The organism is Actinoallomurus sp. NPDC050550 (assembly GCF_040655075.1).
Taxonomy (GTDB): Bacteria; Actinomycetota; Actinomycetes; order Streptosporangiales; family Streptosporangiaceae; genus Actinoallomurus.
This window is the reverse complement of sequence record NZ_JBFAJC010000015.1, coordinates 12,584-24,690: the sequence shown is the minus strand read 5'-3', so window position 1 is coordinate 24,690 and position 12,107 is coordinate 12,584. Positions and strand designations below refer to the sequence as shown.

Here is a 12,107-nt window from a genome sequence, read left to right as displayed (position 1 = left end):
CGCCGAGGGGCCACGGTACGTGATCGGCGACGGGTCAGCCGCCGAGGCCGGCCTGCTTGAGCCAGTCCTTGGCGACGGCGCTCGGGTCCTGCTTGTCGCCGACGACCTTGGTCATCATGGCGAGCAGGTCGGCGGTGGTGAGCTTGGCCGACACCGCGTTGAGGGCGGTGCGGCCGGTGTCGTTCAGGTTGGCCTTGTAGACCAGCGGCACGACGTTCTGCGCGCTGAAGACGTTCTGGGGGTCCTCCAGCACGACGAACTTGTTGGCCGCGATCGTCGGGTCGGTGGTGAACAGGTCGGCGGCCTGGATGCTGTCGTTCTTCAGCAGCTTGACCAGCGTCGTCTGCGCGTTGGCGTCGAACGGCTGGAACTTCTTGAACTTCAGCCCGTACTTGCTCTCCAGCCCGACCAGTCCCTGCTCGCGGGTCTTGAACTCCGACGGGCCGGCGATCGTGAGCTGCCCGGCGACCGGCTTGAGGTCGGCGATCGACTTGAGGTGGTACTTGGCGGCGGTCTGGGAGTTGACCGTCACCGAGTCCTTGTCCTCGGCCTTGGAGGCGTCGAGGATCTCCAGCGAAGCGGGCAGCTTCGCCTTCAGCCCGGCGTTCACCTCGTCGGTCGTCACGGCCTTGCTGGTCTTGTCGACCGATGTGGTCAGCAGCGCGCCGTTGTACTCCGGCATCACGGTGATGGCGCCGGACTTGACCTGGTCGTAGTAGATCTCGCGGCTGCCGATGTTGAACTTCTTGGTGACCTTGACGCCCTTGGCCTCGAGGGCCTGGGCGTAGACCTCGCCGAGCAGCTGGCTCTCGGGGAAGTTGGCCGATCCGACGACGACGCCTCCCGAGCCGCCGCCACCGGCGCTCTTCTGATCGAGCGGGTTGCCGCCGCTCTTGTCACCGCTGCCTCCGCAGGCGGTGAGGGCCAGTGCGACGGCCACGCCGACGGCGGCCCCACGGACAATGCGGATCATGATGGTTCCTTCCCTGTGAATCATGAGCTCAGGCTTGGTTGCGCAGGCCGCGGGACACGACAGCCCGCCGGATGCCGGCGAAGGCGACCTGGACGGCGACGGCCAGGAGGACCACGAGCACGGAACCGCCGACGACCGACGGGTAGTCCTTCCGGGAGAGGCCGTCGACGATGTAGCGGCCGAGGCCTCCGATGCCGGCGTACGCGGCGATGGTGGCGGTCGCGACGACCTGGATGGCGGCGGTGCGCAGGCCGAGGAGGATGAGCGGCAGCGCCACCGGCACCTCGGCCTTGAGCAGGATCCCCGTGCCGGTCATGCCCATCCCCCGGGCGGCGTCCTTGATGTCGGGGTCAACGCCGCGGACGCCCTCGTACGTGTTGACGAGGATCGGCGGTGTCGCCAGCGCGATCAACGGGACGATCACCGGGGTCAGGCCGATCGAGGTCACCGTCACGACGAGCAGGACCAGCCCGAGGGTGGGGACGGCCCGCGCGAAGTTGGCGACGGTGACGACGACGAACCCGCCGCGTCCGGTGTGGCCGACGAGCGCGCCGAGCGGGAGCGCGATGAGGGCGGCGATGAGCAGGGCCAGTGCGCTGTACCCGAGGTGTTCGAGCAGCCGGTGCGGGATCCCGTCGCCACCGCTCCAGTTCGCGGAGGCGGTGAGCCAGGTCCAGGCGGCCCTGATCTGGTCGGCGAGGTTCATCGGGTCCTCCTCCGGGCCCAGGGCGTGAGCAGGCGCTGCGCGGCGACGAGCACGCCGTCGCTGACCAGGGCGAGGCCGATGATCAGCACGCAGGAGACGACGAGAGGCGTGGTGAAGTCACGGGAGTACCCGTCGATGAACAGCTGCCCGAGGCCGCCGTTGCCGATGAGCACGCCGACGCTGACGAGGCTGATCGAGGCGACGGTGGCGACCCGCGCGCCCGCGATGACGACCGGGACCGCGATCGGCAGCTCGACCTGGACGAGCCGCCGCAGCGTGCCGAAGCCCATGGCGGTGGCCGCCTGGCGGACCGGGTCGGGGACCGAACGGAGCCCGTCGACGACGTTCGGCACGAGGACCGACAGGGAGAACAACGTCATCGGCACGATGATCGTGAAGTCGGCCTTGCCACCGGAACCGATCCCGAAGTACGGGATGAGCAGCATGAAGAACGCGAGCGACGGCGCGCCGTACAGGATGTTGGCGATGCCCAGCGTCGGCGGGTAGAGCCAGCGCCACCGCACGCACATGACGCCGAGCGGGATCGCGATCACGAGCCCGAACAGGATCGGCAGCAGAGCGAGCTTGAGATGGTGCACGGTCAGGTCGGTGAGCTGGCCGGCGTGGTTGCCGATCCAGTCCCAGCGGATGAAAGGCTCGCCGTCCGCCGCGGCGCTGAGGATCATCGCTCCGCCGCCCCGACGCCCGGCTCGTCGCGCAGGTCGAGCTCGCGGTTGAAACGCAGCCGCTTGAGCCCCTTCTCCCCGCCGAGGAACTCCTTGACGAAGGCGTCGGCCGGGTGGCCCAGCAGCTCGTCGGGCGTGGAGTGCTGGGCGAGGACGCCGCCGACCTTGAACACCGCGACGGTGTGCCCGAGCTTGACCGCCTCGTCGATGTCGTGGGTGACGAACGCGATGGTCTTGCGCAGCTCGGACTGCAGCCGGATGAACTCGTCCTGCAGGCTGTTGCGCACGATCGGGTCGACGGCGCTGAACGGCTCGTCCATCAGCATGACCGGGGGGTCGGCGGCGAGCGCTCGGGCGACGCCGACGCGCTGCTGCTGGCCGCCGGACAGCTGGAAGGGGTAGCGCTTGGCCATCTTCGTGTCGAGGCCGACGCGCTCCATCAGCTCCATGGCCGTCGCCCGGGCCTTCTTCTTGTCCCAGCCGAGCAGGTAGGGCACGGTCGCGATGTTGTCGACGATCGTCCGGTGCGGGAACAGGCCGGCGTGCTGGATGACGTAGCCGATGCCGCGGCGCAGGCGGGCCGGGTCCTGGGTGCGGACGTCCTCGCCGTCGATCGTGATGGTGCCGCCGGTCGGCTCGATCAGACGGTTGATCATCCGCAGCGTCGTGGTCTTGCCGCAGCCGGACGGGCCCACGAAGACCGTGATCTGGCCGGTGGGTATTTCGAGCGTGAGGTCGTCGACGGCCACCGTGCCGTCGGCGTACCGTTTCGAGACGCCGTCGAATTTGATCAAGGCTGGCTCTCCCTTGCCTGCAACGTGCGCGACCCGCCCCGACGTCGACGCGTGACCTGGCCGTATGGGTTCCTTATTGGACTCGACCGACGGCTGTCACAACACCCGGCCGATCTCGCTTTTGTCTGAGATGCGAGACTCTTGACAGAGGCTCGCTGAAAGGCGCGACAAGTGCGTTTTAGCAGCGTAACCGGCATGTTGGGGAGGCCGAATCCGCTCACTGGAGGCCCGGCGGACGATGGGCCCGGGCACCGGGGACCCGTCTTCGCCGCGGTGACCGAAAAACCACCGCCTATCATCCGGAACACCGCGCTCCGGGCGCGTGCCAACGCGGCCGGGACAGAGACCCTGTCCCGCGCCCGGTGGCGTCGAGGTGCCGCCGAAGGACACGGTCCGTTTCGATCACGGGTGGCGCAGCCTCTCATCTATCCGAGATTAAAGGTCAAAATAGTGGCTTATTCCCTTGTCGTAAGGTTTCAACGATGAACCAGACGGCCGTGGACCTCAACGGAAGCGGTCTGACCTGCGACATCGTGGGGCTTGTCGCCAGAAGCAGCGCGTTGGTCACGGTTTCGCCACAAGCTGTCGAGCGGGCCCGGCAGGCCTGGGATGTCGCCCGCGACGTGGCGAACCGGCAGCCGGTCTACGGCCGCACCACCGGCGTGGGCGCCAATCGGAACGTCGCGATCGAGGATGACGACGCGCACGGCCTGCGCCTGCTGCGCAGCCACGCCGGCGGGGCCGGGCCGCTGCTGCCCGCCGAGACCGTCCGGGCCATGCTCGTCGTGCGCCTCAACCAGATCGCCGCGGGCGGCTCCGGCGTCGATCCGGGCGTGCTCGGCGCACTGGCGGACGCGATCAACCGCTGGGCGATCCCGCCGATCCCGGTGTACGGCGCGATCGGGACCGGCGACCTGACCGCGCTCGCCGCGACCGCCCTGTGCCTCATCGGCGAACGCCCCTGGCAGGGCGGGGCGGCCGGGCCGCGCTTCCCGCTGCGCCCGTCCGACGCCCTGGCCTTCATCAGCTCGAACGCCGCGACGCTCGGCGAGTCCGCGCTCGCCTGCCGGGACGTCACCGAGCTGCTGCGGGCGGCGATACCGGTGGCCGGGCTGTCGCTGCTGGCCGTGCGCGGCTCCCTCGAGGCCTTCGCCGTGCCCGTGCACGAGGCGTGCCCGCACCCCGGCCAGCGCCGGGTCGCCGAGGCGATGCGCGGGCTGGTCCACGAGGTCGCCCCGGCCCGCATCCAGGATCCGTACGGCTACCGGGCGTTCCCCCAGGTGCACGGCCCCGCCGTGGACGTCACCGAGCACGCCGAGGGCATCATCACGCGGGAGATCAACGCCGCGGCCGAGAACCCCCTCGTCGACGTGGCGAACCGCACGGTCTGGCACAACGGCAACTTCCACACGGCGTACGTGGGCCTGGCGCTCGACGCCGTACGGGCCGCGATCTTCCAGACGGCGGCGCTGTCGGCGGCCCGCCTCGGAACGCTGGTGGAGCCCGCCTTCACCGGGCTGGATGCCTTCCAGGCCGCGCCCGGCGAGCCCGGCTCGGGAATCATGATCCTGGAGTACGTCGCGCACTCGGCCATCGCCGACATCCGGCGGCTCGCCGCCCCGGCGGCGCTCGGCAGCGCCGTGCTGTCGCGGGGCGTCGAGGAGCACGCGGGCTTCTCCACCCAGTCGGCGCGGGCCACCACGGACGTCATCACGGCGTTCCGCACCGCGCTCGCCTGCGAGCTCGTCGCCGCCGTGCGCGCGCTGCGCATGCAGGACCGCGTCCCGCCGGGCCGGATCGGCGAGGTGTACGCCCAGGCGGCCGACGCGCTCGACCCGGCGGTCGAGGACCGGCCGCTCGACACCGACATCGCCACCGCCGCCGACCTGCTGGCCCGGATCGCGCCGTACGGCTCCTACTGAGGGCATTTCCCGGTCGATTCGCGTGGGAGGAGGCTCGGCTCGCAGACGATGCGGCGACGGCGCGGCTTGCCGTCGATGCCGCCGACGATCACCCGGACGGCCGAGTGGACGATGTCGTCGATGTCCCAGTCGACGCTGGTGAGGGGCGGGGTGAGCAACGCCGACATCGGATGGTTGTCGAACCCGGCGACCGACACGTCGCCGGGCACCGCGAGGCCGAGCGCACGGGTCGCGGCGTAGACGCCGTAGGCGATCGAGTCGGAGAAGCAGAACAGCGCGCTCGGCCGGTCCGGCCCGGCGAGCATCGTCAGGGCCGTCTCCGTCGCGCCCGGCAGGTCCTGCGGCGAGGTGACGACGTCGACCTGGATCCCGATGCGCTCGGCCTCGGCGTGGACGTGCACGTCGGCGGGGCGGTCGGGGGTGCTGGCGCGCGTGGGCGTGAGCACGGCGACGCGCCGGTGCCCGAGCTGATGCAGGTGCTCCAGGGCGAGCGTGACGCCGGCGCGGTTGTCGAACACCACCTCGCCGTACGCGTGCCCGCCGCGCAGCGAGTCGCCGACGGACACGACCGGCAGGCTCTCCCCCAGCTCGGCCCAGACCTCGGCGGCCGGGTCGACCGGCTGCACGATCAGGCCGTCGACGCGCTGGTCGCGCAGCTGCCGGGCGAGCGTCACCTCCCGCTCGGGGTCGCCCGCCGCGTCGAGGATGATGGCGTAGCGGTCGCGGGCGAACAGCGCGCGGCCGATGCCGACGGCCAGGGCCTGCTGCCACAGGTCCTCGAGGGAGCCGCAGAGCAGGCCCACCATGCCGGTGCGCCCGCTGGCCAGGGCCCGGGCGATGGGATGCGCCTCGTAGCCCAGCTCACGGGCGGCCTCCCGGACCCGCTGCTGCGTCTCCTCCGACGTCTGAATCCCGCGCAACGCGTAGGAGACCGCGGCCGGCGAAAGCCCCGTCGCCTTCGCCACCTCGCGGATGGTCGCTCGCTTGCGCTGCTGCTGCGCCACGCTCCAACCCTATAGAGCGGGTCTGACAAGAGTGAGGGCGAAATCGCCGTCCGCGTCCGTCCAGAATCGGTCGATCGCCATTCCTGCCGCTCCGGCCTCGGCATCCAGGCGTTCCCGGCGGAATTTCGCGGATATCTCCGTACGCACCTCCTCTCCCTCCGCGAACTCCACCTCCAGGTCGATCGCCGGCACCTGGACGACCTGCCGTTCCAGTGAGCGCAGCCGCATCTCGATCCACTCGTCACCCGGGTTCCACAGGGCGACGTGCGCGAAGCGCTGCGGGACGAAGTCCGCGCCGAGCTCCCGGTTGATCACGTTGAGGACGTTCCGGTTGAACTCGGCGGTGATCCCCCGGGCGTCGTCGTACGCGCGGACCAGCCGCTTCTCGTCCTTGACCAGGTCCGCGCCGACCAGCAGCGCGTCCTCGTCGCCCATCGTCGCGCGCAGCGCGCTGAGGAACGACACCCGCTCGGCCGGGGTCATGTTGCCGATCGTCCCGCCGAGGAACACGATCAGGCGACGCTCCCCGTCGGGCAGCAGGGCGAGGTGCCGCTCGTAGTCGGCCACGACCGGATGCACCGCCAGCCCGGGGTGGTCCGCGGCGATCTGTCCGGCCGCGCGGGCGAGGAAGTCGCCACTGACGTCGACGGGCACGTACGTCTGCAGGGTGCCGGACAGGGCGTCGAGCAGCATCCGGGTCTTCTCCCCCGACCCGGCCCCCAGCTCCATGAGCGTGCGCGCCCCGGTCGCCTCGGCGATCTCGGGCGCCCGCGCGGCGAGGATCGCGCGTTCGCGGCGGGTCGGGTAGTACTCCTCCAGCCGGGTGATCTCCTCGAACAGCTCGCTGCCGCGCTCGTCGTAGAACCACTTGGCGGGCAGGGTCTTCGGTCTGGCGCCCAGGCCGTCGGCGACGTCCCGGCGCAGCGCCTTCCCCAGGTCGTCGGGGGTGAGAAAGCGATCCACGATGCCTCCCGATTGTTCTCGTGTCCGTCGTCGTCCGTGTGGTTCACAGCGGGCTCACGTGCACCCCCAGGTGATCGACCGTCACCAGGGAGCGGTCGGGCACCTCCTCCCATCCGGGCGCGTCGTCGTACGGCTCGGAGGCGATCACCGCCCCCTCGCCTCGCCGGACGAACAGCGTGTCGCCCCAGGCGGTGGCGGCCAGCGTGCGCCCGTCGGCGGCGAGGAGGTTGTAGCGGCCCGGGGCCAGCGCGGCGGTGACCTCCACGGCGTGCGCGAGCCCCTCCGCGAGGGTTCCGCCGGCGCGCCACCGCCCGGCGGCCAGCGCGAAGATCAGGGCCGAGTCCACCGGGGCGCGGGCGTCCGGGATCGGCGCCAGGTCGCCGGCGAGCTCCCGCAGCTTCGCCTCGACCCCGGCGAACCCCTCGATCCGCCCGTTGTGGCTGAACAGCCGCTCGGAGTCGGTGAACGGCTGGGCGCACGACTCGTCCACCGGGAAGCCGACCGTCGCCGAGCGGACCGCGGCGACCGCGCAGCCGCTCCGGACGACCTCGGCGACGTCGGCGAACGACACGTCCGTCCACATCGGCTGGGACCGGCGGTACCGCACGGGCCGGTCACGGGCCGGGTCGTACCAGCCGGCGCCGAACCCGTCGGCGTTCAGGATGCAGGTGCCGTTCATGCGCGGCGCGTACGACTGCCGCTCCAGGGAGAACTCCGGGGCGTACAGCAGCTCGTGCAGGGTACGCGGTGGGCCGAGATAGGCGAGGTGACGGCACATCAGACGTCCCTCGCGCAGCGGAACCCGGCGAAGATCTGCCGGCGGATCGGATAGTCCCAGTTGCGGAACGTCGTCCGGCAGGCCATCGGGTGCGTGGCCCAGGAGCCGCCGCGCAGCACCTTGTAGTCGGTGCCGAAGAACACCTCGGAGTACTCCTTGTACGGGAAGACGCGGAACCCGGGGTAGCCGCGGAAGTCGCTCGACGTCCACTCCCACACGTCCCCGAGCAGCTGCCGCACGCCGTACGCCGACGCGCCCTCGGGGTACGAGCCGACCGGGGCCGGCCGCATCATCCGCTGCCCGAGGTTCGCGTGCTCACCCTCGTCCCCCCAGGGGAGGCGGCGCTTGCGGTCGGCGGCCGGGTCCCAGCTCGCCGCCTTCTCCCACTCGGCCTCGGTGGGCAGCCGCTTACCCGCCCAGCGGGCGTACGCGTCGGCCTCGTACCAGCACACGTGCTGCACCGGCTCTTCCGGCGGCACCGGCTCGGTCCGGCCGAACCTGCGGCGCACCCACTGGCCGCCCTCCCGCCGCCAGAACGCCGGCGCGCGCTTCTCGGACCGCATGCGCCAGTCCCAGCCGTCGGGGTGCCACCAGCGCGGGTCGTCGTACCCGCCGTTCTCCATGAACGCGAGGTACGCGGCGTTGGACACGGGCGTGACGTCGATGAAGAAGGCGGGCAGGTCGACCGTGTGCGCGCCGCGCTCGTTGTCGTACGCCCACGGGTCGTCGGACGTCCCCATGACGAACGGGCCCGCCTCGACCAGCACCTCCCTCCCGGCCAGGGCGACGTCGCCCGCCGGAGGCTCCGCCGGGGACGGGTCCAGCAGGGCGGGGCCGTCCTTGCGGAGCTGGTGCGTGGCGAGCATCGTCTCGTCGTGCTGGTGCTCGTGCTGGATGACCATGCCGTAGACGAAGCCGCCCTCGGTGAGCCGGCCGCCGCTCAGCGGCGCCTTCTCCAGCGAGTCGAGGACCTTGTTCCGCACCGTGTCGATGTAGGCGCGGCTCTCGGCCGGCGTGAGCAGCGGCAGCTTCGGCCGTTCGGCGCGCGGGTGCTCGAACGCGTCGTACAGGTCGTCGATCTCCGGGCGCATCGCCTCCTGGCCCGCCGCCGCGCGCAGCAGCCACAGTTCCTCGTAGTTGCCGATGTGCGCCAGGTCCCAGACCAGCGGGGACATCAGCGGCGAGACCTGCGTCACCAGGTCCGGCTCGTCGAGCGCGTCGAGCGTGAGCCCGACGCTGCGCTCGCGCGCGGCGATCAGCTCGGTCGCGATCCGTTCCTTCAGGTCCACGTGGGTTCCTCCTCGGCGGTCGTGGCGGGCGGTCCGGCGGGGACGCCCGGCACGGCCGGGTACGCGTCGGGCCTCGCGGGCGGACGCCCGACGGCCCGGTCAACGGTCCGCTCGCCGTTGACCCGGTCAGCGGCTCGCTCGTCATCCGGCCGGTCGGCGGGTCGCTCACCACCGATCCGGTCAGCGGCTCGCTCGCCGCCGATCCGGTCGGCGGGTCCCTCAGCGTCGGCCCGCCGCTCGACGTCGACCCGTCGCTCGGCGCCGGCCCGTCGCTCGGCCTCCTCGTCGGCCGGGCAGCGGCCGCGTTCGACGAAGCGGCGGGCGTACGCCTCGACCGGCGGAACGAGCGTGTCGGCGCCGAGCCGGGGCAGGGCGTCCAGGGCGGCCTCGAAGCAGCGCCGCGCGGCGCGGGCCAGGACCGGGTCGGTGAGGGCGTCCCGCGCGGCCTGCCGCCAGCGGTCCCGGGCGGGCTCGGTGGCCTCCTCGGCGACGTCGGCCGCTAGCGGGTCGTCCAGCAGCGCGGTCGCGACGGCGAGGGGCACCGGCCAGTACGGCTCCGGCAGCGCGTCGATCATCCGCAGCTCGAGCCAGCCCTGCGGCCGGACCGGCGGGAACAGCGTCGACAGGTGATAGGCCAGGTCACCGACGTCGGGCTTGCCCGTGGCCGCCCACTCGCGGAAGGTCATCCCCGGCGCCGCCACCCAGCCGTCGCGGATCAGCATGAGCTGCGCGTCGAGGGCGTAGCGGGTCCACGCCTCGACGGGGTCGTCGCCGCCGACGGGCGCGGTGCGCCCCTGGTCGAGCGTCTCCCACACGATCTGCCGGCTCGACCGCCCGGACGGGCCGGGCGAGTTGGCGAACGCCGCGACCAGCACGGGTCCGAGCGCGTGCGCGAGCCGCCATCGCCGGGCGGCGTCCTTGTCGTCGGCGCCGATGTCGAGGCAGACCTGGAGCGAGGCGGTGCCGCACATCATGCGCAGGCCGAACTCCCCGAAGTACTCCCGCATGCACCGGTAGCGGCCCCCGGTCGCCTGGAACTCCGTGGGCCGGGCGTCGGTGCCACGCCCCTCCAGGGCCAGGCCCTCCTCGGCCAGGTGGGCGCCGACGTGGGCGATGTCCCGCGCGATCGCGGCGTACGCGGCGGCGGCGCCGCGCCGCGGGGGCGAGCTGAGCTCGAGCTGCCCGCCGGGTTCGTACGTGATGCGGCTTCCGGCCGGCGGAGCCCCGGCCGCCTCCATCGCCGCCCGGACACGCGACAGCGGAACGCACCGCGCCGGGGCGTTCCGGTCGATCACGAACCACTCGGTCTCCACGCCGACGAGCCCGGGTGGCCCGGTCTTGAAGCACACTCCCTTGACGTGTTCGTAGATCTCATCGATGGTCAGGCGGCTCATCGCGCACCTCCGTTCCGGCGACGAACGGAGAGCTTTCCCTACTGAACCGCATCAATAATCCGAAATGTGTTTTTCCTTACGTAAAGCCCCAGGTGTCGGGATGGTGACCGCTGAGCGGGTGAAACGGTCCACTGAACCGGTACACTGATACGGTTCAGTGAAACGGTTCAGTAGCTTTGACTCTCAGGAGGACCGCGTGCGGATCGACGTCCACCAGCACCTTTGGGGGCCGGCGTTCGTCGACGCGCTCCGGAGGCGTACCGCCCCTCCCCGGCTCGACCACTGGACGCTCCACCTCCCCGGCGAGGCCCCGTACGAGGTCGACCCCGCCGATCACGACGTCGCGCGCCGCACCGCCACCCTCGCGGAGGACGGCGTCGATCTCGCACTGACGTCCCTGTCCGCCCCGCTCGGCATCGAGTTCCTGCCTCCCGAGGCGGGCGCCCCGCTGCTCGACGCCCACCACGCGGACGCGCTGCTGCTGCCCGAGCCGTTCCGCGCGTGGGCCTCCGCGGGCCTGGCCGAGATCGACGCCACCGCCCTCGCCCGGCTCCTCGACCAGGGGTTCACCGGCCTGCAGCTGCCCGCGACGGCACTGCTCGACGCGGCGGGTTACGACCGGTGCGGGCCGCTCCTGACGCTGCTGGAGGAGCGCGGCCGGCCGCTCTTCATCCACCCCGGGCCGGCGCCGGTGACGGACGGGCCGGGGTGGTGGCCCGCGCTGGTGCCGTACGTCCAGCAGATGCACGCCGCCTGGTTCGCCTTCCGCGCGTTCGGCCGGCCGCGCCATCCCGGCCTGCGCGTGTGCTTCGCGCTTCTCGCCGGGCTCGCTCCCCTGCACGGCGAACGCCTGGCCGCGCGCGGCGGCGGACGCGGCCAGGTCGACCCGGACGCCTTCGTGGAGACGTCGTCGTACGGGCCGCGCGCCGTGGACGCCACGGTCCGCGCGATCGGCATCGACACGATCGTGTGCGGCTCCGACCTCCCGTACGCGCGGTCCCCCGCCCACTTCGGCCTCGGCGACGCCGCCGAGCACGCCATCCGTACCGCGAATCCGCATCGGCTACTCAATGGAGAGGACTGACCCCCGTGGCCTTCGAGTCCCTGCCCACACGAAGCCTCGACCGGCATGAGCTGCGCCGCCTCGTCGACGACCTGGCCGCCAACCCTGAGACCTGGCGCGCACTCGTGGACTTCCCCGACGGCAAGCGCCATTACGTGTCGCTGCACCGGGACGAGTACGTCGACGTGTGGCTGCTGTGCTGGACACCGGAGAACGACACGGGCTGGCACGATCACGACATCTCCTCCGGCGCGGTCGCGGTCGTCGACGGCGCCCTCAAGGAGTGCAACCCCCGGATCGCCGGCGCGCACGTCGAGGTGGAGGTGGCGGAGGGCGCGTCCTTCTCCTTCGGCCCCGAGCACATCCACCGCCTGGTCGGGTCGGCGGACCGCAGCGTGTCCATCCACGCCTACTCGCCCCCGCTCTGGCGCCTCGGGCAGTACTCCATCGACGACGGCGGCGTCATGCGCCGCGTCTCGGTCAGCTACGCGGACGAACTCCGCCCCCTCGACGAGGTTGCGTAGGGGGGAAGTCC

General features: G+C 71.9%; 12 protein-coding genes. 3 read left to right on the top strand and 9 right to left on the bottom strand.

The window, feature by feature from the left end; all coding sequences use genetic code 11:
* Positions 1-34: 34 nt before the first annotated feature.
* From AB0I04_RS21680 to AB0I04_RS21665, 4 genes are read right to left on the bottom strand one after another with little or no spacing between them, the layout of a single operon-like run.
* The gene (locus AB0I04_RS21680; protein WP_360887021.1) at positions 35-973 is read right to left on the bottom strand and encodes an ABC transporter substrate-binding protein; all 939 of its coding nucleotides are present in this window, start codon (positions 971-973) and stop codon (positions 35-37) included.
* A 28-nt stretch (positions 974-1,001) separates the two neighbouring features.
* Positions 1,002-1,679 carry an ABC transporter permease gene (locus tag AB0I04_RS21675; RefSeq protein WP_360887019.1) on the bottom strand — a complete coding sequence of 226 codons (678 nt, stop codon included), beginning with the start codon at positions 1,677-1,679 and terminating at the stop codon, positions 1,002-1,004.
* The gene (locus AB0I04_RS21670) at positions 1,676-2,365 is read right to left on the bottom strand and encodes an ABC transporter permease (RefSeq protein WP_360887017.1); all 690 of its coding nucleotides are present in this window, start codon (positions 2,363-2,365) and stop codon (positions 1,676-1,678) included. The genes AB0I04_RS21675 and AB0I04_RS21670 overlap by 4 nt, the downstream gene beginning before the upstream one ends.
* Positions 2,362-3,159 carry an ATP-binding cassette domain-containing protein gene (locus AB0I04_RS21665; RefSeq protein ID WP_360887015.1) on the bottom strand — a complete coding sequence of 266 codons (798 nt, stop codon included), beginning with the start codon at positions 3,157-3,159 and terminating at the stop codon, positions 2,362-2,364. Before AB0I04_RS21665 ends, AB0I04_RS21670 begins: the two co-directional genes overlap by 4 nt.
* Positions 3,160-3,641: 482 nt before the next feature.
* Here AB0I04_RS21665 and AB0I04_RS21660 point away from each other — a divergent pair, with 482 nt between their 5' ends.
* Positions 3,642-5,081, top strand: a complete 1,440-nt coding sequence (locus tag AB0I04_RS21660; protein ID WP_360887013.1) for an aromatic amino acid ammonia-lyase — start codon at positions 3,642-3,644, stop codon at positions 5,079-5,081.
* Here AB0I04_RS21660 and AB0I04_RS21655 read toward each other — a convergent pair.
* From AB0I04_RS21655 to egtA, 5 genes are read right to left on the bottom strand one after another with little or no spacing between them, the layout of a single operon-like run.
* Entirely contained in the window at positions 5,075-6,085 is a 1,011-nt protein-coding gene (locus AB0I04_RS21655) for a LacI family DNA-binding transcriptional regulator (protein WP_360887011.1), read from the bottom strand. The two genes, AB0I04_RS21660 and AB0I04_RS21655, sit on opposite strands and share 7 nt — an antisense overlap.
* A 9-nt stretch (positions 6,086-6,094) precedes the next feature.
* On the bottom strand, positions 6,095-7,051 hold the full coding sequence (egtD, locus tag AB0I04_RS21650) for an L-histidine N(alpha)-methyltransferase (protein ID WP_360887434.1): 957 nt from the start codon (positions 7,049-7,051) through the stop codon (positions 6,095-6,097).
* A 40-nt stretch (positions 7,052-7,091) separates the two neighbouring features.
* Positions 7,092-7,826: an ergothioneine biosynthesis protein EgtC gene (gene egtC / locus AB0I04_RS21645; protein WP_360887009.1), complete on the bottom strand. Its 735-nt coding sequence runs from the start codon at positions 7,824-7,826 to the stop codon at positions 7,092-7,094.
* Positions 7,826-9,115 (bottom strand): ergothioneine biosynthesis protein EgtB, encoded by a 1,290-nt coding sequence (gene egtB, locus AB0I04_RS21640; RefSeq protein WP_360887007.1) that lies wholly within the window; start codon positions 9,113-9,115, stop codon positions 7,826-7,828. The genes egtC and egtB overlap by 1 nt, the downstream gene beginning before the upstream one ends.
* Complete coding sequence (gene egtA / locus AB0I04_RS21635; protein ID WP_360887005.1) at positions 9,106-10,509, bottom strand: ergothioneine biosynthesis glutamate--cysteine ligase EgtA; 1,404 nt, start codon at positions 10,507-10,509, stop codon at positions 9,106-9,108. The genes egtB and egtA overlap by 10 nt, the downstream gene beginning before the upstream one ends.
* A gap of 196 nt (positions 10,510-10,705) precedes the next feature.
* Between egtA and AB0I04_RS21630 the strand changes: the two genes are divergently transcribed.
* Positions 10,706-11,593, top strand: coding sequence for an amidohydrolase (locus tag AB0I04_RS21630; protein ID WP_360887003.1), 888 nt, complete (start codon positions 10,706-10,708; stop codon positions 11,591-11,593).
* A 5-nt stretch (positions 11,594-11,598) separates the two neighbouring features.
* Entirely contained in the window at positions 11,599-12,096 is a 498-nt protein-coding gene (locus AB0I04_RS21625; RefSeq protein WP_360887001.1) for a cysteine dioxygenase family protein, read from the top strand.
* The last annotated feature ends 11 nt before the right edge of the window (positions 12,097-12,107 follow it).

Bases quoted from the DNA above. Each gene is read 5' to 3' on its own strand.
- AB0I04_RS21680 (WP_360887021.1), bottom strand. From the start codon at position 973: ATGATCCGCATTGTCCGTGGGGCCGCCGTCGGCGTGGCCGTCGCACTG.
- AB0I04_RS21675 (WP_360887019.1), bottom strand. From the start codon at position 1,679: ATGAACCTCGCCGACCAGATCAGGGCCGCCTGGACCTGGCTCACCGCC.
- AB0I04_RS21670 (WP_360887017.1), bottom strand. From the start codon at position 2,365: ATGATCCTCAGCGCCGCGGCGGACGGCGAGCCTTTCATCCGCTGGGAC.
- AB0I04_RS21660 (WP_360887013.1), top strand. From the start codon at position 3,642: ATGAACCAGACGGCCGTGGACCTCAACGGAAGCGGTCTGACCTGCGAC.
- egtC (WP_360887009.1), bottom strand. From the start codon at position 7,826: ATGTGCCGTCACCTCGCCTATCTCGGCCCACCGCGTACCCTGCACGAG.
- egtA (WP_360887005.1), bottom strand. From the start codon at position 10,509: ATGAGCCGCCTGACCATCGATGAGATCTACGAACACGTCAAGGGAGTG.